General features: G+C 58.4%; 24 protein-coding genes. 8 read left to right on the plus strand and 16 right to left on the minus strand.

The features are described from left to right. The first annotated feature begins 113 nt into the window (after positions 1-113). Together SO156_RS42760 and SO156_RS42765 are read left to right on the plus strand one after the other, a co-directional pair. A complete protein-coding gene (locus tag SO156_RS42760) occupies positions 114-569 on the plus strand; it encodes a hypothetical protein (protein WP_498539029.1) in 456 nt (151 codons plus the stop codon). A 258-nt stretch (positions 570-827) separates the two neighbouring features. After that, entirely contained in the window at positions 828-1,328 is a 501-nt protein-coding gene (locus tag SO156_RS42765; RefSeq protein ID WP_498539030.1) for a hypothetical protein, read from the plus strand. Positions 1,329-1,552: 224 nt separating this feature from the next. Here SO156_RS42765 and SO156_RS42770 read toward each other — a convergent pair whose 3' ends face one another. The 3 genes from SO156_RS42770 to SO156_RS42780 all read right to left on the minus strand — a co-directional run bounded on the left by SO156_RS42770 (position 1,553) and on the right by SO156_RS42780 (position 4,196). Then, the gene (locus tag SO156_RS42770) at positions 1,553-2,545 is read right to left on the minus strand and encodes an ABC transporter substrate-binding protein (protein WP_498539031.1); all 993 of its coding nucleotides are present in this window, start codon (positions 2,543-2,545) and stop codon (positions 1,553-1,555) included. A 323-nt stretch (positions 2,546-2,868) separates the two neighbouring features. Beyond that, the gene (locus tag SO156_RS42775; protein ID WP_458145612.1) at positions 2,869-3,480 is read right to left on the minus strand and encodes a pyridoxamine 5'-phosphate oxidase family protein; all 612 of its coding nucleotides are present in this window, start codon (positions 3,478-3,480) and stop codon (positions 2,869-2,871) included. A 293-nt stretch (positions 3,481-3,773) separates the two neighbouring features. Next, positions 3,774-4,196, minus strand: a complete 423-nt coding sequence (locus tag SO156_RS42780) for a hypothetical protein (RefSeq protein WP_498539032.1) — start codon at positions 4,194-4,196, stop codon at positions 3,774-3,776. A 183-nt stretch (positions 4,197-4,379) separates the two neighbouring features. Between SO156_RS42780 and SO156_RS42785 the strand changes: the two genes are divergently transcribed. Next, positions 4,380-4,589, plus strand: coding sequence for a hypothetical protein (locus SO156_RS42785; RefSeq protein ID WP_498539033.1), 210 nt, complete (start codon positions 4,380-4,382; stop codon positions 4,587-4,589). A 343-nt stretch (positions 4,590-4,932) separates the two neighbouring features. Here the strand turns inward: SO156_RS42785 and SO156_RS42790 are convergent, their stop codons facing one another. Further along, positions 4,933-5,889 (minus strand): c-type cytochrome, encoded by a 957-nt coding sequence (locus tag SO156_RS42790; RefSeq protein WP_498539034.1) that lies wholly within the window; start codon positions 5,887-5,889, stop codon positions 4,933-4,935. Between the two features lie 275 nt (positions 5,890-6,164). Here SO156_RS42790 and SO156_RS42795 point away from each other — a divergent pair, with 275 nt between their 5' ends. Beyond that, entirely contained in the window at positions 6,165-6,305 is a 141-nt protein-coding gene (locus SO156_RS42795) for a hypothetical protein (RefSeq protein ID WP_498539035.1), read from the plus strand. A 486-nt stretch (positions 6,306-6,791) separates the two neighbouring features. Here the strand turns inward: SO156_RS42795 and SO156_RS42800 are convergent, their stop codons facing one another. The 3 genes from SO156_RS42800 to SO156_RS42810 form a co-directional block, all read right to left on the minus strand. After that, positions 6,792-8,141 (minus strand): NAD(P)/FAD-dependent oxidoreductase, encoded by a 1,350-nt coding sequence (locus tag SO156_RS42800; RefSeq protein ID WP_498539036.1) that lies wholly within the window; start codon positions 8,139-8,141, stop codon positions 6,792-6,794. Between the two features lie 131 nt (positions 8,142-8,272). Continuing rightward, positions 8,273-9,250, minus strand: coding sequence for an AraC family transcriptional regulator (locus tag SO156_RS42805; RefSeq protein ID WP_498539037.1), 978 nt, complete (start codon positions 9,248-9,250; stop codon positions 8,273-8,275). Between the two features lie 539 nt (positions 9,251-9,789). Continuing rightward, positions 9,790-10,065, minus strand: a complete 276-nt coding sequence (locus SO156_RS42810) for a hypothetical protein (protein ID WP_458145596.1) — start codon at positions 10,063-10,065, stop codon at positions 9,790-9,792. Between the two features lie 228 nt (positions 10,066-10,293). On the opposite strand from SO156_RS42810, the gene SO156_RS42815 reads away from it, so the two are divergent. The 3 genes from SO156_RS42815 to SO156_RS42825 all read left to right on the plus strand — a co-directional run bounded on the left by SO156_RS42815 (position 10,294) and on the right by SO156_RS42825 (position 13,037). Then, positions 10,294-10,473 carry a hypothetical protein gene (locus SO156_RS42815; protein WP_458145597.1) on the plus strand — a complete coding sequence of 60 codons (180 nt, stop codon included), beginning with the start codon at positions 10,294-10,296 and terminating at the stop codon, positions 10,471-10,473. Positions 10,474-10,727: 254 nt separating this feature from the next. Further along, entirely contained in the window at positions 10,728-11,207 is a 480-nt protein-coding gene (locus SO156_RS42820; RefSeq protein WP_458145598.1) for a MaoC/PaaZ C-terminal domain-containing protein, read from the plus strand. 387 nt (positions 11,208-11,594) lie between these two features. Next, positions 11,595-13,037 (plus strand): sulfatase family protein, encoded by a 1,443-nt coding sequence (locus SO156_RS42825; protein WP_498539038.1) that lies wholly within the window; start codon positions 11,595-11,597, stop codon positions 13,035-13,037. 436 nt (positions 13,038-13,473) lie between these two features. Here the strand turns inward: SO156_RS42825 and SO156_RS42830 are convergent, their stop codons facing one another. The 5 genes from SO156_RS42830 to SO156_RS42850 all read right to left on the minus strand — a co-directional run bounded on the left by SO156_RS42830 (position 13,474) and on the right by SO156_RS42850 (position 19,341). After that, entirely contained in the window at positions 13,474-14,454 is a 981-nt protein-coding gene (locus SO156_RS42830; protein WP_498539039.1) for an ABC transporter substrate-binding protein, read from the minus strand. 462 nt (positions 14,455-14,916) lie between these two features. Beyond that, positions 14,917-15,510, minus strand: a complete 594-nt coding sequence (locus SO156_RS42835; RefSeq protein WP_498539040.1) for a DUF6647 family protein — start codon at positions 15,508-15,510, stop codon at positions 14,917-14,919. 190 nt (positions 15,511-15,700) lie between these two features. Next, positions 15,701-16,114 (minus strand): hypothetical protein, encoded by a 414-nt coding sequence (locus SO156_RS42840; protein WP_458145602.1) that lies wholly within the window; start codon positions 16,112-16,114, stop codon positions 15,701-15,703. A 968-nt stretch (positions 16,115-17,082) separates the two neighbouring features. Beyond that, positions 17,083-17,973 (minus strand): DUF1259 domain-containing protein, encoded by an 891-nt coding sequence (locus SO156_RS42845; RefSeq protein WP_498539041.1) that lies wholly within the window; start codon positions 17,971-17,973, stop codon positions 17,083-17,085. A gap of 324 nt (positions 17,974-18,297) precedes the next feature. Next, the gene (locus tag SO156_RS42850) at positions 18,298-19,341 is read right to left on the minus strand and encodes a Cj0069 family protein (RefSeq protein WP_498539042.1); all 1,044 of its coding nucleotides are present in this window, start codon (positions 19,339-19,341) and stop codon (positions 18,298-18,300) included. A 691-nt stretch (positions 19,342-20,032) separates the two neighbouring features. Here SO156_RS42850 and SO156_RS42855 point away from each other — a divergent pair. Next, a complete protein-coding gene (locus SO156_RS42855) occupies positions 20,033-20,239 on the plus strand; it encodes a hypothetical protein (protein WP_498539043.1) in 207 nt (68 codons plus the stop codon). Between the two features lie 175 nt (positions 20,240-20,414). Here the strand turns inward: SO156_RS42855 and SO156_RS42860 are convergent, their stop codons facing one another. From SO156_RS42860 to SO156_RS42875, 4 genes are all read right to left on the minus strand, one after another. Next, on the minus strand, positions 20,415-20,909 hold the full coding sequence (locus tag SO156_RS42860; protein ID WP_498539044.1) for a hypothetical protein: 495 nt from the start codon (positions 20,907-20,909) through the stop codon (positions 20,415-20,417). 391 nt (positions 20,910-21,300) lie between these two features. After that, positions 21,301-21,483 carry a hypothetical protein gene (locus tag SO156_RS42865; RefSeq protein WP_498539045.1) on the minus strand — a complete coding sequence of 61 codons (183 nt, stop codon included), beginning with the start codon at positions 21,481-21,483 and terminating at the stop codon, positions 21,301-21,303. A gap of 38 nt (positions 21,484-21,521) precedes the next feature. Then, complete coding sequence (locus tag SO156_RS42870) at positions 21,522-21,704, minus strand: hypothetical protein (RefSeq protein WP_498539046.1); 183 nt, start codon at positions 21,702-21,704, stop codon at positions 21,522-21,524. A 1,114-nt stretch (positions 21,705-22,818) separates the two neighbouring features. Then, the coding region (locus tag SO156_RS42875) for a hypothetical protein (protein WP_498539047.1) at positions 22,819-23,013 on the minus strand (195 nt) is incomplete at its 5' end.

A 23,013-nucleotide genomic window follows, 5' to 3' on the forward strand; every position in this document is an offset into this window, starting at 1 on the left:
GCGGTCCTGCAGCATCAGCACAGGGATCGACTTGCGATCGGACTCCTCATCGCGGAAGCCCATCAATCATTGATCCCTCACTTTTTACCGAATAGATCGGCACTTGGGCTTTGTTGATCTATGTCAAACAATTGCAGCGCAGCAGAACAGATTCAGCCTCCGACTGCTATTCTTCGGCTCCAACAGTCATCTTAACGCGCGTAAAGGACCGACAACATCTAACCAATCCGCCCTATAATTGCGGCGAGGGTTTTGTCGCGAGCGGCGTCAAGCTGGCGAAGCGAAAGCTCGCTCTTCTCCTGCGTTTGGCCTTCTTGGAGGGCACGAACAGGGCTAATACGATCTTTTTGAAGACGCCGCCCACTCGCGTCTGGATTTTCAGTGAGCGCATTACCTTTTACCCGAACGGTGTCGAGCCGAAAAGCAGTGGGACAACTGCCTATGGCTGGTTTGTTTGGGACAAGGATGCGAAGGGGCCAACTGAACTGAGGTGGTTCAAGCCCGGCTACAAAGCAAAGTATGCCCAACTACGCCACGTTACGGCTCTGACAGTGGACAGCTGTCGTTGAAGGGGTGGTGGGTGCCCCCGGGGCGCTGAGCCGGGATTGAAAGTGACCAGGTACCGGTACCGATTACTGACACTTTTCGTGCGCAGACATCTCTCCAGGTTCTGTGCGGGACCCTTCTGCGATCCCGTCTGTTTAGGCCCCGACAGCGTCACGAGAGCAGATATTCCGGGACGCCGCTCTGGGCGAGATGCATTGGTACTTGAACGTGCTAAGCTTGGGCCCATGCCGTCTCCCGCCGAAGCAGTAAGAAACTATATCTTGGCCAAGGACGGCAACCGCCCGTTGTTGATGAGACAGACGTTCTCTGAAGACGCTGCACTAGAGATGGTGGTCAAGACCGACGCCATTTCATTTCCCAGCACGGCGACCGGCTTGAGCACCGTGGAGGACGTTTTGGTTCGTCGCTTCGGTGTCGAATACGAGAACATCTATACGTTCTGCCTATCCCAACCCTCCGAGCCCGGCCGAGCCCGCTTTCAGTGCCATTGGTTGGTTGGGATGTCCGCAAGAGCCACCGGACAGCCGCTGCGAGTTGGATGTGGACGTTACGACTGGCATTTCAATCAGGACGGAAAAGTGGTGAGGCTCGTCATCACCATAGAAGTCATGAAAATCCTGTCAGGCACGCAACTCGATGCCGTGATGCGCTGGCTATCTTCGCTTCCTTACCCGTGGTGCAGTCCGGCTCAGGCTCTCATGTCATTTCCGGCGCAGCGGGACCTGTTGGAGGTCGAAGCCTATTTGAAGCAGGCGCAGTGATCTTCGATCGAGCCACGATTGGCTGGGAAAGAATGACATGCCAACGCAAGTGTTTACTCGGTTGGTGGTTGGACCGGCGGTCGGTCAAGAGGGCACAAGCGGGCCTCGGCAGACTGCCCGACCTTGGTCGGCTCGTCTCATGCAACTAGACATTGCGGCGGTCTCGGCAAAGGGTCAGCTACGGGCCAGAACCGGCTGTGAGCAATCGCGGAAAAACTGCGCACCTATTCAATAATCTCGTCGGCAGCGTTCAGCAGGCCCAGCGGTACGTCGAGGCCCAGCGCATTTGCCGTCCTCAAGTTGATGATCAACGGTACTTTGATTGGCATTTGGATCGGAAGGTCCCCTGGCTTCTCGCCCTTGAGGATGCGGTCGATGTACCCTGCTGCCCGCGGATATTGTTCGGCGAAATCTGGCCCATAAGAGATCAGGCCCCCTGAGTCCGCGAAAGAGCGAACGAAATAGATCGCGGGGATGCGGTAGCGGGCGGCCGCCGCAATAATCACGTCACGATTTATCGTGTTGAATAGGTCCGGCATTGCGATAATGCCGGCACCTGGATTACCCGCTAGTGCGGCGATAACGCCTTCGATCTCATCCTGGGCGTGAACCGGAGCAGCACTGGCCTGGAGGGTAAACGATGACGCGGCGGCTTGAATTGAAGCCATATAGAATTTGATCGGGACGCTTGTCGTCGGGTTGAAAAGCAGCGCCACTCGCGTCACGCCCGGCGCGATACGCTTGAGCAGTTCTAGCCATTTCCCACCCATCGAGGGCTCGTAAAGCGCGAACCCGGTAACGTTGCCGCCCGGACGTCCGACGTTCGTGACGAAACCACTGGCAATCGGATCGGCTACGGTCACGATCACGATTGGAATTGTCTGCGTCTCGCGGACAAGAGCGTTGGTCACGGGCGTGGTCACACTGAGGATTGCGTCGGGTCGCAGATCGACAAGCTCCTTTGCGACTGCCTTCATCCTATCCAGATCATCGCTGGCCCAGCGAAGTTCGATTTGAAAATTGCTGCCTTCTGTCCACCCCAGCATCGCGAGCGCGCCCCGGAAAGCCGCGAACCAAGACTTCACATCCGGATCGGTCTCCGCAAAGCCGATCAGCACGCTGACACGCCGCATGCGTTGAGCTTGCTGCGCACGCGCAGCGAGCGGCCACGCAGTCGCCGCGTTGCCCACCAGCGTCATGAAGTCGCGTCGCCTCATGCGGCTCCTCTCTCCATGCGGCTCCTCTCTCCAAGCGAGGCCGACACGCTACCACATCGTTAAGTGAGAGCCACGTTGTGCATCACAATAAAACTGAGCGGCTGATGACGGCTCCTCTTCGACTGAGCCAGCCGGTCCCGCCTGCTATTTGATGTCGGCTCTTACCTGAAAGCGACCTGATTGTTACGCGCACGCGAAATGACGCGAAGGGCCATAACCGGAAATAGCTGAAACTCAGCCGCCGCGTATGTTCGACCGAGCGTCGGGCCGTCGCCTGGGTCACGAACTTGGTACTCTCGGTCGATAACGCTACCGCACCAGCCTCAGTAGATCTCGGCTTTCAAGCGAGCAGGATAAGCCTTATCAAATTCGGCGGCGTCGATGTCGCCTTTCGACAGCTTCTCCAAAATGGCGCCCATCGACGGTAGTTCCGAGCGTGGGATCTGGGCGTCCGCACTCCATAGCCGCGAGCGCACGAGTGCCTTAGGGCACTGGTAATAGACGCTGTCGGTAGTGACCGACAGGACCGTACGCGGCAGCTTGCCTTGCATTTCGAACTCGGCACACAACGCGGGATCGTCGTGGATTTCGGCGCGGCCATTGATCCGAAGCGTGTTCCCGATACCTGGGATCATGAACAACAAGGATATGCGGGGATCGCGCACGATGTTGCGCAGCGAGTCGAGTCGATTGTTGCCGCGCCGATCGGGGATCAGCACCGTTTTCCTGTCGCGCACCCTGACGAAACCCGCTGGATCGCCACGCGGCGAACAGTCGAGGCCCTCCGGCCCGACTGTCGCGATGACCACGAACGGTGCCTTGTCGATAAACACTCGGTAGTCGTCTGAGATGTAGTCGATCTCCTTCACACCAGATGCCAGCCTTTGCTTATCGTAGAGTTTTTCCAATTCCTCGATCGATGTGATCCGTGTCACGGCGTCCTCCTCGGTTCGGGCTGGTTTCAGACGACATCGTATCCGGTCCAGAACCGGCATCTTATCGGGCGAGGGCAGCGCTCTGGAAGGCCCGGATTGGTCTGGGGTCGCAGAAACCGACTAACTCGTTGATGTCTCAGATGGGTCATTCGCGACTGAGCTGGGCAGCGCTCGCTACCAATCGATGTCCGCTTCCGTCCCGATAGCGCCTGCTTTTGTGCAGACGCAGCAAATGACGCGAAGGGCCACAAGGCGACATCGCTCCAATCAAGCGGCGATACTTGTCAGGGTCCTTAGCGGCCGTAGGGGAAGCAGCGCTTGCGATCGAGTGTGAGACCGAAATACGCTCCCAGTGCAGCGATGGCCGCGTCCTGCTGAGGATAAGGATCGGCATTGGATGCGGCAACGATGATGATCCGGAACCCGCCGCGATCCTTGCCACCCGGTGGCAGCATCGCCGTAGTTAGTGCATTGCCCTCCCTGTCGCGCAGCGTGAGGAAAAGCGGCATCTCTCGCTGTACATGGGCCTCGAGGCCGATGTCGCGCTCGATCGCGTTGGGCCGCTCGGGACGCCAGGACTGGACTGCCTTCTCCCGCTCGCGGCGGAAATATTTCTCAACTGTGTGGCCCATCAGGCGCGACTCATGCATCGCTTCACCTTCCGTCTCGATACGGAACCATGTCTTGCCCTTCGGCGCGTCGCAAACATACCGCATTTCGCCCGTCCTGCGATCGCCGCAATTCTAGGGCTGCTGGCCTGCAAAGCCAATATGAGACTAGCTCCCGTGAATAGCGCTGCACGATCAGAGGGGCAAAGAGCTCTTGATTGGACGTTGAAGTTCTAGTGAGCCCAAACAATACTAGGTCGACCGGAATAATCCTCTTCAAGGAGCGTCCCGATGCCTGACGTAAGGGAAAAGCAACGCGAAGCCCGCCGGAAGATCATTCGCCAATGGGCGAAACTTCCGAAGGATAAACGGCAGTCTATGGAGGGGATTTCTGAATTCGCCAGGACCGCCGTACAGCAGAACGAGAACGCATTCGTTCGCAGTCATCGCGATCCGTATCAGAAGATCATGGGATGGCTATTGCCGCGTGCTCATCTCTGAACGACTGAGTCCTCTGCACATCCTTCGAAGGCGACATCGGGTTCTTCAGACCCCATGTGGCGAACGGCTCGCGCGATTTAGGGAGCAAACCACGCACCTTGTCGCAAACCACATTGAGCGGGATTTTGTGAATCCGATCAGGCGACGCCCGATTTCCGCTTAGAGACATTCGCGACTGAGCCGGGCAGTGCTCACTACCAATCGATGTCCGCTTCGGTCCCGATAGCGACCGCTTTTGGGCAGACGCAGCAAACGACGCGAAGGGCCAGCAGCGGACATCGCGGCTGTTTCATAACGTTGCGCGATTGGATGCCCCCGACACAGCGGATACTTCGCCGACGCGCTAGGGTTTTAGCGACGCCAGATAGGCGCTGATCGAAATCAGATCATCCTCGGTCAAGTTAGTGACGACATTGGACATCAACGGGCTCCATGCTCCAGTCCGCTGTCCGTGCTGAAACTCGTACAGCTGGCGGGTGATATAACTCGGCGAACGGCCCGCTAAGGGCGGGATCGGGCCGAGCCCGTTCAGCGTTGGCCCATGGCAAACGCCGCACGCCACCGTCTTGCCGCCGCCGCTCGCGACCAGCGCTTCTCCTTCTTTAACTGCACCGGACGGTACATAGGCAATGAATCGGGCGCGGCTATCACGATTCTCGAACTGCGCGAGATCTTCGGGCACCTCGATAATGCGGCTTCCGATCGGTTCCTTCTCACCATTACCAAGATCGGCGAGGAACCATCCGGCGACGAAAGTCTTCGGCACGACATCCGTTTCCACGACGCGGATACGGTCGCGCGGTTTTAGTGAGGAAAAATACGCCGCCGCTGACGCGATTTCCGAATCGGTTGCGCTTTTCGCGAGCGAGATCATCAGCGTTTGCGGAACGCGATTTTGCACCGCCGTCGTTCTCATTCCGCTTTTGTAGTCCGCTATCTGTTGAACGATGTAGGTAGCTGGCAGTCCGGCGAGGTCAGCATTTTCCGGACCGCCTTGACCATTCGCCCTATGACAAAAACCGCAAGCGAACACGTCGGGCTTCCTCCCGTGCGCAACAATATCGGGAAGCGCAGCATGGTCCTCGGGATGCCAGACCGGCGCCAGAAATAGATCTCGGGTTTGCGGAACCGCATAGGACGCGCTGCTGTCCGGAACCGATCGTGGCTTGCCATCGTCGGGCACTGGTTTGAAGCCGGGCGGATTGACCGGATACGCCCACGCGGGCGGACCTTCGCTTCGTGCCGGTTGAACGACGAGAGCGGCAATGGGCAACAATAGGATAGCCGCGAGCATGCGCATCTTATCCCCCACCGTTCTGACGCCTGATACAAAAACGTATTACATGATGTCGCCTAAGACAACTTACTGCCTACGTCCGCCATGGGTCACACTCGGAAGAACTCACACTGAGCATATCGAGTCTGCTTCACCCCCCCTAAGAGCAGACATGGGCCGACATTTGAGATTGGCTGCTGCAAGCCCAATTTCGGAAGTCACAGCTCTTTGCTCCTTAACAATAACCAGCTCATTGTCGCCCGGAGGTGATAGCCTGTCGTCAACCAAAGGAGGCTGACATGGCCAGAGGCGAACAAAGAAGTAATCGGGAGAAGAAGAAGCCTAAGAAGGAAAAGGCCAAGACAACTGCCGCCGCCCCAAGCCAAAAGGGCGAGGGGGCGGGATGGCAGCCGAACCTCGCGACCGGCAAAAAGAAATAGAAATGGCTCGCGGAAGTCCCGCGCGGGTATTGTGCGTTACAGCAAAAATGCGCTGATGTCGCAGATGGATCACAAGCGGCGGTCGAGGCAAGCACACCCCGGCGTCCGGTTTACCGCCGACAGCCGACATCACACCGACTTAAGCGCAGTTCGGCTTGGGGCCGATTCTGTTGAAAAAGGCCTTTGTCGCGAGCATGCCCATTTTCTGAAGACTTCTGATGCGTTTGACGCAGCGGGACGTGGGAGATCGCGTCAACATAGTCAGGATCGCTCGGTGATCTTCCTAGCTTTACTACGAAGGCGTTTCTTGCCGGAGCTCGCTCTAAGTTAATTTCAGCGATGTTTTTGCCGTGGCGTTACTTTCGCCTTTTTCAACGGAATCGACCGTGAAGAGACTCATGCACAGCAGCAATTACGTCTTGGTTGATCCATTGCGGCGGCGTGCACGTCGGCCGCTTGAAAACGGCGTCAAATCCTCCCCAAGAGTCACACCTCGGCCATTTTCGTAAGCACACGCTGCACGAGCGCAGGATCGCGATAGACGCTGCGTGGCTTCAACAGATGTTGGACCTCGACGGTTAGCTTATGGACGGCCGGATCTTCGGCGGCGAGTCGGGTCAGGGCGATACCGAAGTTGCGCGTCATCTCAAAATCCGCCGGACGTTGCCCGCGCGTATCGGGAAACGCGAAGTCGAGTAGGGCCACCGACCACGGCGTCTCGATCAACGTCGGCACTTCGGCGAAGAAAGCAGGTGCCAGCCCGGCGATTGGATCGCTGTTTCCTGCTAGTCTCTCGAGAAGTCCTTGGAGCAGGCGCGCCTCCAGGGCGGCCACGCTCATGCCTTGCCCGTAGACGGGATTGAACCGACAAATTGCATCGCCGATCGGCAACAGCCCGCGGGGCAAACCATCGAGCCGCTCGAAATGGCGCCGCATGCTCTCCTGGAAGCCGTAGCGCGCGACCCCGTCCAGGCGCCTTGCGTGCTTGATCGCATTGTAGATCGTCGGCGTCCGAAGCGATTGAGCATACGTCAGGAAGCCCTCCGCATCGCCGGGCGGGACCTCACCGAGGCGGCCGCCAAGCGTTGCCATCCACCGGTTGCCCTCGAGCGGAAACAAGATGCCGCCCCGGCGATTGTGCGGCGCCTGGGCGAAGGTGATGACGCCTTTCCACTCGGTCGGGGCGTCGTCGGGGACGGCAAAGACGCATGTGGAATAGGAGAGATCGATGCCGATTGTGGTCTCCTCGGGCAGCGGCCGACCGATCGATTGCAGCAGGGCGAGAGTGGGCGTGCCGCGTCCAGAGGCGTCGACGACAAGATCCGCAGCGATCGTCTCGCTCGCGCCCTTGCCACTCTCGCAGCGCACGCCGGTGACCGCCTCTCCATTTGGCGACGCCAACACTTCCGTGACCCGGCAGCGCTGGCGCAGCATGATGTTGGCGAGACCTTCCACCCGACGCCGCACGACGCGCTCGATGGTGGGCCGTGACGCCGCGTAACCGCACCAGCCGAGATCGCGTTGTGGGAAGGGATTGTAGCCCGGGGGCTCGAGGCGAGGATCGAGACCGGCCTGGAGCCGCACGGCTCCCGCCCGTGCGAGATCCTGCTCGAACCCCGGGAACAGCTCGCTGAGGGCGCGCTGGCCGCTGAGCAGCAGCCCATGCACATGCCGCGCCTGCGGCGTCCCGGCGCGATGCGCGGGCTCCGAGGGCAGAGTGTCGCGCTCCAGAACAACGACCTGCTCGAAGTGGTCGGCCAGCGCCCCTGCGGCCGCGAGCCCGCCCATTCCCGCGCCGATCACGACGGCCTGCTTGCCGATCAGAGTTGATGCCACCGCCACCTCCCATTCCCACGTATGTCTTGATCGACACGAATCGGTTCAAGCGCGGCCGAGCGGACGGGCCCGTTGATGATAGCTCGGATTGCGGTCAAGGCCCCAGATCTCGTGGCACTCGCGGCTCCAGGTCACCTGGTGCAGCTCCCGGCGCAACGCACGCCACGTGGCGAATCGCCGAAGCGAGCCCGGAACAATCGATTGAAATGCGAAACATCCGAGAAGCCGGCTTCTAACGCGATGTCGGAAATTCGCTGTGTGCTTGCGTGAGACTCAGTTAGCAGCTCGAGCGCCCGTTGAAGACGTAACTCATTCACGTGCCCGGTGAACGATAGTCCTGATGACGCGATCAGTCGCTGCAGATAGCGAGGTGAGATGCCTTGGCGGCGCGCTACCATCTCGACGCTAAGCTCTGGCTGCTGAAAGTGTGCCGCGATGTAATCGAGGGCGGCGCTGTAGCGCACACCCCCGACCGCGCTCACACTGCTCTCGCCTAAGGGAGTGCGCTCGCCGATCGCGAGCGCCACGAGATCATGGATGTGAGCCAGGACCGCATCACGCAGCCTGGGGGCGGCCAGAGCCCCATCCTTGAATGCCGACTTTAGATAAGCCATGAGGAGTCGGAGCGCTTCATTTCGGTGAGAAATCGGCCGCATGGCGAGACTTTCGACATTCGTCACGCGCCGTGCAAGCGCGTCGCGGGGCACGGCCAGACCGAATAGCAATCCGTCGACATAGGTGACAGTGACGGGCTCGGAATGCAGAATTGCGACTGCATCGCCGGCGCGAAGCTCAATTTCCTGGCAGCGCTGCGACAGCAGACTTCTGCCGGGAGAGCAGACAATGACTCCAATCGAGTCGTCACCATCAGCGATGCTTGCTCGCAGGCGCTTGAATTGCATGGAGGAGCCTTTCAGTGCGAGCCTGCGCAAACCCGGGACGGCTTGCAGCGTTGCGTCAGCCTGAAACGGAACGTCCGACAAGGGCTCTATATCGACGTGGACTATGTCTCGCCCAAAGTTCTCCCGCCATAGGGGGACTCTCATCCGCTCCGGAAGCTCGCGCGTCGAGAATCGATGCGACACGAATTCGGCTGCGTCCGTAGACATGGGGACCTCCAGCCCTGATAAGACGTCGGGATTAGATGCTGCGGCAAATTACGGTCGGTATCTGTGATTTGCAGTTCGTGCACTGGCATATCTTAAGCCGTGCGCATGAGTCCAAGAAGTTGCACCATTGACGTGCTAGTCTCATTCACCTGTGATCAATGCTGATGTGAACTGGTTCACGTGGCGGCCAGAAAATTACGCCTATAGTGATTGTGAAAGCGTGGTGCCAAAAATCGCCATTAAGAGGTGACGGTCGTGATGGCTCTATTTCTAATTGCTGCCATCGGATCCAATTTAGACGTCTCTGGTAGGTGCCAGTGTAAATCCAGTTTCTAGCGTCATTCGCGATTGGTCGAAATCAACGACCCGCGGCGCAGACTGTTCTGTAGAACCGGCAGTTCTCTGATACCGATTTCGTGTCGTGCCTTGGCCGCCACACCATCATCAGAGTTCGTCGGACACAAGTTTACCTCCGGCACTGTATGTTTGCAGCCGTTGAAATGGTTGAAATTTGCCGCGTAGGACGTCAACGGTGATGATCAAGCGAGGGTTCGATCATGTCCACCCTGGTCGACATGCTTTACCGTGAATACTGCCGTGCCCGCCTCGCCGAAATGCGAAAGCAGCTCCTGGTCCCGGTTGTTGGCGACGAAATCCCAGAAGCGGATCGGGATGCCGGCAATCCTGCCGGCCCTGGCGATCGGGGTAGCGATGGCATCGCGACGAAAGAAGCCCCAACCATCCGGTAGCCAGTGCCCGACCGAAAGCGTGCTCGCACGCCGAAACAGAGCAGCCAGATGCATGATCGAATTCACAGGTTTCTCGCACGTGCCAGACCACGTTACCACTTTCTCCCGAAGTCTGGTTTGGTGGTTTCAACGATGCTTCAGGGTAACCGCGTCAGGCGGCATAGAACAGCATGCCACCTTGCGTGAAGACATCCGATCTAACCAGTAACATCTGACGCATTTTACAAGTGGCGGGGAGGCATTCGCCGTCATCTCAGCGCGCCCATCGCGCGCCAAACTCGAAGGAGTGAGGTCATGGCAACCATAGAATATAATCATACCGCGTCATCAGTTCGGGCGACACGAGAGTACGACGGATGGATCACTGCTGGTTATGCCATCCTAGGGTTAATCGCGCTTGCTGCGCTCTATTTTGCGTCGGGCGGCCCGGGAAACGGCGAGGCTGCGCTCGCCATTATGTTGGCTATGCCCTAATTTGAGGGCGAGTGATGCGAGGGCTTCTCATCCTCTTTATAGCGTTTTCGCTTATGTTGGCCACACGAGGCCAGCATCAAACAGATTTCGTGCCGCGCCCGACCGCATCCATGCCACCGGTTAACGTGCCCTAGGTTTACCCCGGCAGCTGACAGGCGGACGACACGTTGGATATTGTCGCTAAGGGCCGATGGACGCGGGGCAGCTTGGTATCCTTATTGATTCAGTCGAGCTGTTCTCGGAGGGATAATTCGATGAGCAATTTGTACCCTGAAAACTTGTACTTTGAAGACGCGGAAGTCGGTACCCGCCTCCGGGCTAGCCCTTATCTGGTAACCAAGAGCGAAATCATTCAATTCGCTAAACAATATGATCCGATACCCCGCCACATCGACGAGGAGGCTGCGGCGCGTTCAGTGTTTGGGGGGCTAACCGCAACCAGCGCCCATACCTTTTCCATCTTCATCTTGTTGACGACCCGGCTTCAGCCGCGGCTTCATGTCCTTGCCGGATTGGGCTGGGATGAGCTGATGCTGCCGAATGCTGTACGCCCGGACGATGCGCTCGATCTGGAAATCACGGTTCTGGAAAAACGCGAGTCGAAGTCCAAATCCGATCGGGGGATTGTCCGAAACCAAGTCCTATTGCGAAATCAAAAACGCGAGACGGTGTTGCAGTGTATCAGCAATATTCTCGTCGCGCGGCGACTGGTCGCGAACGCGCCGACCGACTGACTTGGTTGCTTATTTACGGGTGTCAGGCGACCGGTGATGGATCAAAGTCGGCTCTGGTTAAGCAGGCGAAGAACTCAACGTGAGCAAATCTAGTCCGCTATGCCTCCCGTGTTCGGACCTTGCGCACGGCCCCGCCGCTGATGGGCCAAGAACAGGCTCATACACCGCAGCATGGGAAGCGTCGCCACGTGCCTTTGCAGTCTCGAAAATGATAGAGTCATTCTGAATAGCGACGGTTGTTCGAACGTGAGGTCTTTGGCTTCAGTCTCTCAAAGAATATGATCGGTCAGGTCTGCGAGCCAGACTTGGTCAAGTTTCTCTAAAGCGGGCTCAGGGGGCGACACGATATCAGGCGGGCCAAAAGTCCAAAGGAAGGGAGGACAAGCGATGAGGACAAAATACACGCGACGAGCAATTCTGCGGAACGCTGCGTCCGGCGGCGTTACCTTGGCGTTGGGCTCCTCCGCTTCTCTCGCTCAGACCGAGCCGCAGAGGCCAAACATCGTTTTCATCGTCGCCGACGACATGGGTTACGCGGATATTTCATGCAACGGTCGACGCGACTTCATGACGCCGAACATCGATCGCATTGCCATGCAGGGTGCGCGTTTTTCCCAAGCGTACGCCAACTCGCCGGTCTGCACGGCATCGCGCGTTGCTATCATAACAGGCCGGTACCAAGCCAGATTGCCGGTTGGAATGGAAGAGCCGATTACGCGAGTCACAAAACCGGGCATTGGCTTGCCGCCAGAGCATCCGACTTTGCCGTCGCTTCTGAAGAAGGTCGGTTACGGCACGACGCTGGTCGGCAAGTGGCACCTCGGCAACCTGCCTGAATTTAGTCCTTTGAGGAGCGGCTATGACCATTTTTACGGCTATAGAAGCGGCGCGGTTGACTATTTCCTCCACGTCGACACGGAGGGCAAGCCGGATCTTTGGGACGAAGACCAACCAGTATCTCAAACCGGCTATATGACCACCCTTCTTGGCGATCGGGCGGTGAAGATCATTGAAGATTATGCACGAGCGGACCAGCGGTTTCTCCTTAGTCTTCATTTCAGCGCGCCCCATTGGCCTTGGGAAGGTCCGGAGGACCAAGCCGAGGCCGAGCGTCTCGCAGGACGCAATCTGTTCCACCTTGACGGCGGTTCTCGCGAGACGTATCGGCGGATGATACTTGCACTCGACGATCAGGTTGGACGCGTCTTGAAAGCGCTAGACGACCACGGCCTCGCCAGCAACACGATCGTGATTTTCACCAGCGACAATGGCGGCGAACGCTTTTCCGACACTTGGCCCTTCAATGGGCGAAAGACGGAGCTTTTGGAGGGTGGTCTGCGCATTCCTGCCCTCGTCTCCTGGCCCGCGCGCATTCCAGCGGGGCTCGTTAGCCAGCAGGTGACCGCGAATATGGACTGGCTTCCGACGCTGCTTGCCGCAGCCGGCGCAGCACAAGATCCGGCCTATCCATCGGACGGGATGAATCTGTTGCCACAGCTCTCGGAGGGCGCGCCTCCGGTGGAGCGGCGGTTGTTTTGGCGCTACAAGGCGCTCTGGCAGCGTGCCGCGCGCATCGGGGACTGGAAATATCTAAAGATTCTCGACAATACATTTCTGTTCAACGTTGCTGACGATCCGATGGAGCGCGCCAATCTGAAAGAGCGACGCAAGGATATCTACGATCGTCTCGCCGCCGAATGGAACAATTGGAATGCGACCATGCTGCCAGAAACCGCTACGAGTTTCACCTATAACAATACCGGCAAACAATGGGTCGATCGACCGGGCGCAAAACCAGTGACACTCGACCCGGATCCAACGCTCGATTGAGCCCGCACCTTCGAATGAAGGCCGGCCTTCTAATCGCCCTAGCCGCTGATCGATTTTCACCGCCCAACAAGCCAAAGGTGATCGGTTGGCGGCACTGTTCAGCCGCCTTAAGGTCGGCGAATCCAAAAACTGCTGGTGCGCTTGATGCCCTTGGACCCGTTAATCAGCCGGCGACGAAGCTATTCTTCGGGCCAAGAGTCGATCTCGCCAGCAAGCTTTCGGCGCAAAGATATGTGCTGGCTGATGTGATATCATTCTCATCGCGTATTCTATGGCGGTGCTTCTCTCATAGATGGCTTTTCTCTCTCAAGTTCCGAAGGTCGCAGATGGGTCATTCGCGTCGATATTGAAGCGGGTCGGCCGTTGCCAGCCTAGTTCTGAAAGCCGACGTGTTGACGAGCGATTAGGCTGGTCGAAATGGGCCAGCAGGCGGCGTTTATTCGATCACCTCGTCGACGCGGGCGATCAACGTTGGCGGCAGGGTGATGCCGAGCAATCGCGCCGTCCTAAGATTGGCGGATAGCTCAAATCGCACTGGCTGCTCGACCGGCAGGTCTCCCGGCTTGGCGCCGTTGAGTATCTTGGCAACATAGCCGGCCGAGCGGCGGTACATGTCGGCAAAGCTTGGACCGTAGGACAACAGCCCGCCGTCCCTGACGTAGGTGGCGGCCTCCCAGATGGACGGCAAGCGATAACGGAGCGCCAGATCGATCAGCGGCCGGCGGTGGAAATTGAAGAAGGACGAGGCGAACACCGTCAATCCGTTGTCGCCCTTGCCAACAGCAGCCGCGAACGCGGCCTCGAATTGATCCGGTTGCACCTCCACGACATCGAATTCGAGGCCGAGTGCCTTGGCGGTTGCAGCCGCTGCTTGCAGGCCGACCGCACCGACTATGGCGTCTTGCAGCGCCATCAGTCGTGTGACGGCCGGCACCGCTTCCTTCAGTATCTCGATCCGCTTGCTCTCAAGGTCGGCGTTCGACATCGAGAGTCCGGTGACATTGCCGTCCGGCCGTGCCAGCGACGTCACGATGCCGCTGGCGATGGCGTCGCCCAGAACCGCAAAGACAATTGGCGCGGTCGTCCCCGTGGCGATCAGTGCCTTGATCGCCGGCCCGCTCACGGTCACGATGACGTCGTAGCCGCCCTTGCTGATTTCGGCGGCGAGCTGCCGCAGCCGGGCGAGGTCGCCATCCGCCCAAAGATAATCGACGGTGACGTTGCGGCCCTCTATCAATCCGTTCTCGAGCAGGCCCTGCTTGAAGCCCTCGATCTGGCGCGGGTCGACCACAGTGGCGCCGGTTGGTCCGAGATAGACGATCCGCGCCATACGGCCCACGCCTTGCTGCGCGAAAGCAGCGCGCGGCGACAGCAGCGCCAGCCACCCTGCCAGCGTGATGAAATCGCGCCGCCGCATGAATGCTCCCAAGCCGTGTATTGATTATCATATCAGTTCAGGCGGACCCTCCGGAAGGGGTTGCGACCCGATCTCCGCCTCGGCTTGAGCCGATACCATTCGTGTGGATGTCTCCGCGTCGCGGCCATGGCGGATTTACCCCTCACAGCCGACACGTCGATAGCCGTCGGGGTCTGTCGATGTGGGCCATGTGTGGACCTGTGCGCCACCGGCTGATTGCACGAACGCGTCACCTTAGGATAACTCAGGGAATAAGCGCGGCTGGCAGTGGTTCTGTTGGCTGCGGTACAAATTGATTCTGCTGCCCCCGCGCCATCACCAGGATCGCCAATGCAATTGCAAGGACCACCAAGAGTTTGGCCATCCGTCAAATCCGTTGAAAAGTTCGTGCCTACGAAATCTTGGCTTTGCGCTGTTTCGGAAAGGCAATCGTCAAACAGCGACCAAATCGACTGGTCACGATCAATACATGCATGCTGAAGAAATCAGCACCGTAAACATGTCGACGTCGAACTCTTTCTCCAGGCTCATTCCGAACCGCTCTAGCCATTTAGCCTGAGCCAGGTAGGCCGTCTTCTCTCGCGCCTGTGGACAATCAAATTTGAGCTTTCCTAGATTTTGAAGGTGATGAACCATTTCGTGTACCAGGACCGATTGGTCCGCCGGCGAAGTCCCACCCCAATCGTCAGGAAGCAGGATCGTTCTCGTATTGTTGTCGTAGAGTGCGACAACCTCGCGCTGAGCGAGTTGCCCATCGTTTCCTATGAAGCTTTGAGAAGAAGCAAGGTCCCTTGCACGCAACCTCGCAAGCTCCATCCTCGAAGAAAATTCAATGGCGGGACGTTCTTTGATGGCAGGCAGGTCAAAATTTGATGTGAGCCAAGCCACAATCTCATCGAACAAATCTTCCGCAGCTTGAGTTACATCAGAATGCAACGCAACCGGACGCGACCCGGTGGTCGCGCTCCGCTCCAAAGCATATTCGCAATGGGCTCTAGAGGATGTCGTTAACGTGAGAGAGGCAATTGCCGCGACCAGAAGGAATTGTTTGAACATGACCCTCTCCTAGAGGCTGTTCGGAATAGAGACCCTCTTCAAAAAAACCCAGTCGGCAGTTGAATGGCTGGAAGCATAGCATTCGCTTGGCGACGCCGTTGTGAACCCATTCACACCCAAAGAAGCTAAAACGCCAGAAGCAGACGCTCTTCGCCTCATCCATCACCTCCTCGGCGTTGGAGCTGCCGATCTAGGTCATGCTCCCCGGCATAAAGCAGCGGATAAATATGTATGGATAGTCTTCGTCGTCGGTATCGCCTTCGAAATAGACAGGCCAGACCATGGTCCGCTCGGCCTTATTAGGCTCGCTGATGACGGAATTGTCCGGCACATCGACCCATACCATGATGTTGGAGTCGGGGCTCTTTGGCACTCGTACGCGATAGTGACCGTTCTTCGCTTCCCAGTCGGCGTCTTGGACAACGTAGCCGTCGGCAGACGAACAGCAGAGGCCGTTGCCACTTTTCAGTTGGTCAAACCACGGCTTGAGTAGAGAATTCGCGTAACGCCCGTCGAGGTCGCGCCCCATCGCCGGTAGCGGCGTCAGCAATAGCCCCACAGGCGCGATAAAGCCGATTAGCGGGATCCAGCGCACGACCAGCATCGCGACGTCCCTGCTTCTGAGCAAATTTTTTAGACTATGAATGTGAGTATGTTTCGGCTGCTGCGAGGTTCACGCATCAACCCAAGGGCTGCAGGAGAGGCAACAGGTGGCATTCAGCATATCGCCAGCATCTCCCAATTGCGCCACCCAGAATCCAGTCCCGCAACCGAGCGATCGCGCCGGCACTATGATGCCGCTGTGCCAAGACGAGGCCGAAGGCCCCTGCTAGGCAACTCAAGGACGGCGAAGCAGTCGAGCTGTGGCGGGACGACCACCGCATTTCGGTGTTCAGGGGTATGGATAGGGGCTCATAGCTCGCGCTCCACGGCTGGATGGCTTCGGTTTCTAATCTTGATCCAGAACTTTTGTCCACCGCGGTAAGGCCGCTCGCGATGCTTCGAGACGAGACGTTCAAGGCCCATGCGACGCGCCGCACGGAATAGGTCTGGGCCGATCTCGCCTCGCTCGAAAAGGCGCAACGGCGATGCCGTCCGGCCGGCGCGCGAGCAGTCGCTCCAGGTTGTTCTTCCGCAAGTGCAGCGGCAGTTTGCGGAGATCATCACTGCCTCAACCAAAATATCGAAGGCGCAGAGCTGAACCTCGTGGTCGTCGAACTCAGGAATTGCGAATCCAATGCCCCGCTGACGTATCGCCCTTTCGGCTTCTGCTTTGGATCTCCCGAGCAAAATCCAACCGCAACCGAGAGGCATGCGCGAGACTCGGATGCGCGGAAGCATATGCCGGGACGCTTACCTGCCAATGAGCAGAACTATTGTTGCCAACGTAATTGTGACGGCGATAGCCGGTACAATGAGCCACAATGTTTCGTGCTTCATAAACGCCCAAGTTCAGCTGCGGTGGGGGGGGACAACTGCGGAGGAGACCACCGTCAGTCGTGGCCATGAGAAGGTCTGCACGCGGGACACCTCATCATGCGACCGCCCTTCACCAGACATGCGTCGTCTTGTTTAGTTCTGCGCGACGGCGGTCTTATCAAGAGCGTCACGAATGCCACGCGCCAGCTTCAAGGCATCGTCGTTCGCCCAGAAGTGGACGAAAAACATACGCGGCTGCTCGTCGATCATGTGACTATGGATCGCGGTTACTTCGATGTCTCCAGCGCGAAGAGCGCGGATAAGCGGATTGATCTCGTCGCCTGTAACCAAAAAATCGCCGGTGATGGCCGCCCTTCCGTTTCCGGTGGGCTGGAAGTTCACCCCGTTGGCCCCGCCCATCGCGCCGCTGACGGTCATGCCGCCCTCTGTTGCCGGATCACGACGGGGAATTCCGAATTGGAAAACTCCACCGTTCGCGGTGCCCTTGGCATGGATGATTTCGTCGAGCTTGGCAGTATCGAGGTCGATGGCCGACGCCGCGCTGGCGGTAGTGGATGGTGGTCCGAACGGTGTCTTGCTTGCGGTCGAAAGCGCCTCATGGATGGCGGCTGCGATCTTCTCTGGATCGCCGTGACCGGCGACATGCATGTAGAAAGTCGCAGGCGTTGCTCGCAAAATGTGGTTGTGGATCGCAGTGATCTCGATGCCTTTGTCCAAAAGAATAGTCATCACCGGAGCTATTTCGGTCTCAAGTAGGACGAGATCGCCCATGACCATCGCCTGACTGTGCATGGGCGCGAAGGCGACCCAGCCGCCGAGAGCCAGAGCCGGTTTGATTTGGACGCCATCGAGCGTGACTTTGAGATCAGATCGAGGCAGCCCGTAGCGATGGACTTCGCCGCTAACTGTCGCCGTTTTGCCGAGAGCGGTATCAACCTTCTTCCAGTTGATTGATTGTCCTGCGGCGATCGTCGGCATGAGGGCAGTGACTACAAAGGCTGTGATAGTTGCTCTTGCGTTCATGTTGTTTCTCCGTGAAGTCCTGCCCACAACGTTTGTGAGAGAATAGGTACGACCGGACCGCGACGTTTTCGGCTGTGCGCACGTCAACCGCGTCGGCGCGCTGTCGTGCCGACAAATCGGAAACATCTTCTCGGATTGGAAAATGGAGGTCTAACACGGGACATGCTGCGCCCTTGGTAAGTGTCAGGACGCGATGCTTGGGCATGTCGCCTAGCGGGGAGATCGCTGTCCCCGTGCCCCAAATAGAACTCCTGCTGCGGAGGGCGTCAATCAACCATAGTGTATGCGGGATGACGATTTCTTGAGCGACAGCTTCCTTCGCTCTTATCGCACGGGCTGGAACCGTTCCATCACCGTCCGCGCAATCTCTGCGGACGCTTCGTCGGGGATCGGGAACACGGAACTGACGTTGATCTCGCCAAGCACGTAGCTGTCATTTCCGTTAGCGTCGGGTGGTCCTAGCATGAAGTCCGCATCCCAGACTGACGGCAGGTCGCGGCGCGCGATGTTGAGCAAGGAAGTGAGCTGTGGTGTCCACTCGTCTTCCATCAGCCGCCGCAGGCGTTGGAAGCGTGGATCGGCATTGGAGGTGTAGAGGCGTGGTCCGGCCTCGGCGCGCGCGGTCGGCGCTTCGACGAGCGCCTTGACCTTATGGTGGCCAAAACCGGCGCACCTATCACCTGCCATGTAGCAGCGCACTACACCTTCGCTCAGGCGCGGCTGGAACGGCTGATCGATTACGCAACCGTCCTCGAAATATCCGGCGCACAACTCCAGAAGTGCGTCCAGTGCCATCTCCTCCGAAGTACTCTTGGTGGCGTCCAGCACTCGTACCATTGGTCGGTTGGGTGTGCCTGCAAGCATCTCGACCTTCCAAACGCCTTGGCCGCCATTGCCCCGATTGCGCTTTATTACGCGCGGGCCGGAGGCGATGCGCTCCGGCAATTCGGCGCGCATCGCTTCCGCGGTTCGATAGAGCGCCGTATCGCTGCCCCAGCTCATCGCGCGGGTGCGATGGAGCACCTCCTTGGTGCCCATCTTGAGGATCACATCGGGATGGGTGCTCACCCAGACGCCGCGCAGCGCGACCTCGCGCAGCAGCGCGTCAAGGTTGGCGCGGTTGTGCCCTTCGTGAATAGGATTGACCCAGACGAGCACGCCGTCAACCGCAAGCAATTGGTGACGGACTTCGTCGGCAAAGCTTTCATCGTAGATCGCCGGGTGCGCGTCGATGCCGACGGCGGCAAGAGCCTCGAAGACGTGGACGAACCGGCTGTTCTGCCGGGTTGTGTCCCGACGTGCGGAGGCATCGCCTCGCGACACGATAGCGACAGTGTAACGAAGAGAGGGATGTCGTTGGGTGTCCATGCGCAAGCTCCACGACTGATCGCGTGTTGCGCAGAGCTTGGACGGATGTCTGACGGGGAGCCTGCTTATCCCCAATGGCTCCAGCGTACGCTACTTCCCCTATTCGTTTCAAGTGCAGCTTGGCGCGGAGCGAAGACGCCGCCTTGGTGTGAGCGCGGTGGGGCGGCTTACTCGGTATCCTTTCGGGACGGCCTCAGAAGTTCCCGGAGCGGCACGGTGGGTATGATGCACTCGCCCTCAGGCGGCGGATTATCTTCCTCCTCCGCCGCGTAAGCGTCAGGATCACTGAGGATCGGCACCGGCTCGCCGGTCCAACCGCACTTGTCGCATGTCGGCCGCTCCCACTCGACATCGGGGACGCTTGAGTGAAACCCTCGCTGAGGAGATAGCCGGGTTGAGCCGCACGCGGGACATGCGGCGGGTACGCCACGGAGATGGCGGATCACGAGAGACGCCGCCAAACCGACCGCATGTTCAACTGTGGTCGTCGCGACCTCGGCATCATGCCAAGTCGAAGCCTTGGCGTGGGTGAGCCACGGCTCAGGTAAGAAATTGACAATCGATGTGATTTGACACGGACAGCCCTCAGCATCTTGCTATCTCTCAGCATCTTTCTGTCGGAATAAAATAAATTGGCTTTCCAAATTGTTTCTTGTTGCGTTTGCGCACCCCTTCTCGAAAGGCGCAACAGATGACCGACAAGGAGCATGGTCCGCCCAGATACTTGGTGCGTGAAGGCTGCAAGGGCTGGATGGTTTATGATCGCGCGCGTAAGGGACCCGCGATGATCGGGACCAATCCGGCGATCGATTTGACGCGGGAACGGGCAAACCACATTGCACAGTCGCTGACGGCTGAGTTGCAAGACAAGTCCAATGCCCCGTCCCGCCCGCAATGAACGGCTCCGCCACGATGCAGCGGTGGCTATCGGGGAACAGCTCGTCTCGACTATGGTTCGTAATTTTGGCGGTGCTGATGGTCTGGCTATACGGTGTCATTCATCATTGACGCGCTGCCGCGCCTCGGAGGATGGCGCCGACTTCCCGCAGCTTTCCAGATCGGACAGCCGCAGATCATACGCTGGCCTTCTGGGCTCGGCGTCGCACTCTATCCCCATCCTGTTTCCATTGACCGAGCAGCGCACATGCCTCACTTCTCTCCGCGTCGGTTGGCTGGCTGTCGGGATGCAAGCATTTCATGAGCTTGCCGTAAGTCGCGAACGTCATGATGCCCTTCCGGCGACTTTCCTCCTCATACCATTTCTTCATTTCTTGCAGCGCGAGCCGCAGGTTGCGGTTCGTCTCCTTGAGGCGGGCCACCTCGTCAGGATCAATCGGCGGCGGCGCGGGCTTGGCCGCCATGGCCTTGGTTGCTGCATGCTGTTTGCGCTCATCAGCAAGCGCAATCTTCAACGTCGCGTTCTCTTGCTGAAGGGCGGCAATCTCGATTTCGCTTCGCGCCTCGGCCAATTGCTTGGACTGTTCGGCGACGACGTTGCGCAGTCGCTCGATTTCCTCCTTCCGTTTGGTTCGCCATCGCGCCTGCCGCTCAAGATTGTTGAGACCCATGACGATCTCCCTCCGTTACGTAACGGGCTATCATCGTCATGTCGGCGCGACCGTCAATTGAAAATCTCCGTCCGGCGCCAATCGGCACTGGCCTCGGAACCTGCTCGCCAGCACTCGCTCGATCTCGGCGCGGTCGCGACCTGAGAGGCGATGGACCTTGCCGAGGCGCGCGCGGGTGACGCGTCAGAAGCGGTCATGCTCGGCGGGATCGTCCAGCCAGTCCTCGACCACGAAAGCGACGCGGCAGGCGATATTGAGCTGCGGTTGGCCCTTCGACCGGCACACGCTCCAGCAGAATGGCGTCTTCGACCCATGGCGCGCGCTCCATTAGAGGACTGTCAGCCGAACGATCGATCAACCGGAGCAGCGGCGATGGTCACCCGACTTCGGCCTAGGTGCCATTTTTCTTCCGCAGGGCAATGCCGTACTGCCACGCGCGCGCTCGCACGGCTGCCTCAGTCCGTTGCAATTCGTGGGCGATCTGGTCGGGACGATGACCCGATGCGGCCAGAACTTTAAGCCGCTGGTGGTCTTCGGCTGTCCAAGGTTTGAATATGGGATAGCGGGTTTGCATCCTCTGCTCCAAGTGCACACGAAACAAGGCGTGCAACATCAGACTTTGCTTTGCTGATCCGCAACGATCACGCGCTCGACTTCCGATGCAAGCACATGAAAATGAGCGGCCAACTTTGTGAAAAGCTCACGCTTTCTCGGATCAGTTGCGAGATCGCGGATCAGCGCGCATTCGGCGGCATCTATTCGCAGCTTTTCCAGTTGGGCTCGAACGTCTTTCATTGCGCTTTCAATGCCAGAAAAATATCCAAGCCATCAGCGCGCTGACCACAGCGAACCAAGCGACAGACAACATGAATATGATGTCGTAACGGTTCATCGGTTAGGCGGTGGGAAGCCAACACGCTATCGTGCGGCATCGACCCTTTATCGGAGACGCGGTGTTAAGACTCGCGATTTCAGGTCAGATGTTTGCTTTTCGGTGCCAACCTGTTTTCGAGGCATACGGCTTAATGGTTATTGCACCTAGTGCCACGATGATTTCCTCTCCGTTAGGGTGGAACAATTGCCCGGAGGCAGGAGTCGCGCATGGTCAGGAAGCTGGCGGAGAACGGCACCTTCTATCACGAGCCGCCCTACACTGAAGAAGAGAAGTTCGCGAGCTGGGCGGCCTCATCATGGAGGAGTACGACCTCGGCGGCATGGATGCCGTTCGTTACTGGTAGTCGTAGTCGTTCTGCGGGGCGTAGCGCTGTCCATATCGGTCTGAGCCCGCCGGTCCCAGTCGAGCGAGTAGTGGTCATGAAACCCGCCCTACGACGATCGCGGAGCTGCTCAAGCTGAAGCCGAAGTCCGACCTCAAGATCCAGCGTGCTCGTCACGCTGGCGGGCCTTTCTGTTTTGGAACAACTGCGATCCGAGCAAATTTCTTTAGCGCTGCGTCAATTGCCTTGAGCTGTTGACTGCGAGAAGGTCGTCCTCTCCCTAGCTTAGGTACCGATGGTTTGGACGCTCTGGCAACAAGCAACAGGTCGCTGCCGCAGCTGACGCATTCGTAGAAACCTAGGTCAAAACCCTTTGCGACAGGAAAAGCGCCCTTGAGCACTCGGGGTTGGTTACAAATCAGGCATACGGCTTCGCTGCTCACAATAACTCATCCGGAAAAGCGATCGGCTGCAATAAGCACGATGTTAGCCCGTGAGACCGAGCGGACTACAATCTGAACAACATCCAGACCATCGCAACTAACCAAGCGGCAAGCCAAACAACCGAAGCCAGGAACAACGATCATGCTGTCTTAGGAGTCTGAAGCCACGTCCTAGCGAACCGCGGTCCTTTCGTGCGACTGTGTTGATTATCGCAGCCGCTTTTTGTCGTACTTGCATAGTGCCGGGCGTTAGCGCATTGCGGCCAAACAAAGCTTGCTATCATGCGCCAAAAAATTGAGATTTTGAGCCAGCGTCGCGCGGAAGCCGGCCGTCCTGGATGGCCTGAATGCCAGCGGCGATCTCAATGAGCTTGCGCGCTGCGGCTTCCGGGTCGGAGAAGGGATCGTTCCGTCGTGAGCTTCATGAGCCAGCCTGAACGCGAT

The sequence above is a fragment of the Bradyrhizobium sp. UFLA05-125 genome, assembly GCF_059803515.1.

What these genes read in the sequence shown, in the direction of transcription:
- SO156_RS42820 (WP_458145598.1), top strand. Translation starts at nt 10,728, where the DNA reads ATGAGCAATTTGTACCCTGAAAACTTGTACTTTGAAGACGCGGAAGTC.
- SO156_RS42795 (WP_498539035.1), top strand. Translation starts at nt 6,165, where the DNA reads ATGGCCAGAGGCGAACAAAGAAGTAATCGGGAGAAGAAGAAGCCTAAG.
- SO156_RS42780 (WP_498539032.1), bottom strand. Translation starts at nt 4,196, where the DNA reads ATGCGGTATGTTTGCGACGCGCCGAAGGGCAAGACATGGTTCCGTATC.
- SO156_RS42845 (WP_498539041.1), bottom strand. Translation starts at nt 17,973, where the DNA reads ATGAACGCAAGAGCAACTATCACAGCCTTTGTAGTCACTGCCCTCATG.
- SO156_RS42855 (WP_498539043.1), top strand. Translation starts at nt 20,033, where the DNA reads ATGACCGACAAGGAGCATGGTCCGCCCAGATACTTGGTGCGTGAAGGC.
- SO156_RS42865 (WP_498539045.1), bottom strand. Translation starts at nt 21,483, where the DNA reads ATGCAAACCCGCTATCCCATATTCAAACCTTGGACAGCCGAAGACCAC.
- SO156_RS42840 (WP_458145602.1), bottom strand. Translation starts at nt 16,114, where the DNA reads ATGCTGGTCGTGCGCTGGATCCCGCTAATCGGCTTTATCGCGCCTGTG.
- SO156_RS42825 (WP_498539038.1), top strand. Translation starts at nt 11,595, where the DNA reads ATGAGGACAAAATACACGCGACGAGCAATTCTGCGGAACGCTGCGTCC.
- SO156_RS42790 (WP_498539034.1), bottom strand. Translation starts at nt 5,889, where the DNA reads ATGCGCATGCTCGCGGCTATCCTATTGTTGCCCATTGCCGCTCTCGTC.
- SO156_RS42850 (WP_498539042.1), bottom strand. Translation starts at nt 19,341, where the DNA reads ATGGACACCCAACGACATCCCTCTCTTCGTTACACTGTCGCTATCGTG.
- SO156_RS42785 (WP_498539033.1), top strand. Translation starts at nt 4,380, where the DNA reads ATGCCTGACGTAAGGGAAAAGCAACGCGAAGCCCGCCGGAAGATCATT.
- SO156_RS42805 (WP_498539037.1), bottom strand. Translation starts at nt 9,250, where the DNA reads ATGTCTACGGACGCAGCCGAATTCGTGTCGCATCGATTCTCGACGCGC.
- SO156_RS42835 (WP_498539040.1), bottom strand. Translation starts at nt 15,510, where the DNA reads ATGTTCAAACAATTCCTTCTGGTCGCGGCAATTGCCTCTCTCACGTTA.
- SO156_RS42770 (WP_498539031.1), bottom strand. Translation starts at nt 2,545, where the DNA reads ATGAGGCGACGCGACTTCATGACGCTGGTGGGCAACGCGGCGACTGCG.
- SO156_RS42860 (WP_498539044.1), bottom strand. Translation starts at nt 20,909, where the DNA reads ATGGGTCTCAACAATCTTGAGCGGCAGGCGCGATGGCGAACCAAACGG.
- SO156_RS42830 (WP_498539039.1), bottom strand. Translation starts at nt 14,454, where the DNA reads ATGCGGCGGCGCGATTTCATCACGCTGGCAGGGTGGCTGGCGCTGCTG.
- SO156_RS42870 (WP_498539046.1), bottom strand. Translation starts at nt 21,704, where the DNA reads ATGAAAGACGTTCGAGCCCAACTGGAAAAGCTGCGAATAGATGCCGCC.
- SO156_RS42815 (WP_458145597.1), top strand. Translation starts at nt 10,294, where the DNA reads ATGGCAACCATAGAATATAATCATACCGCGTCATCAGTTCGGGCGACA.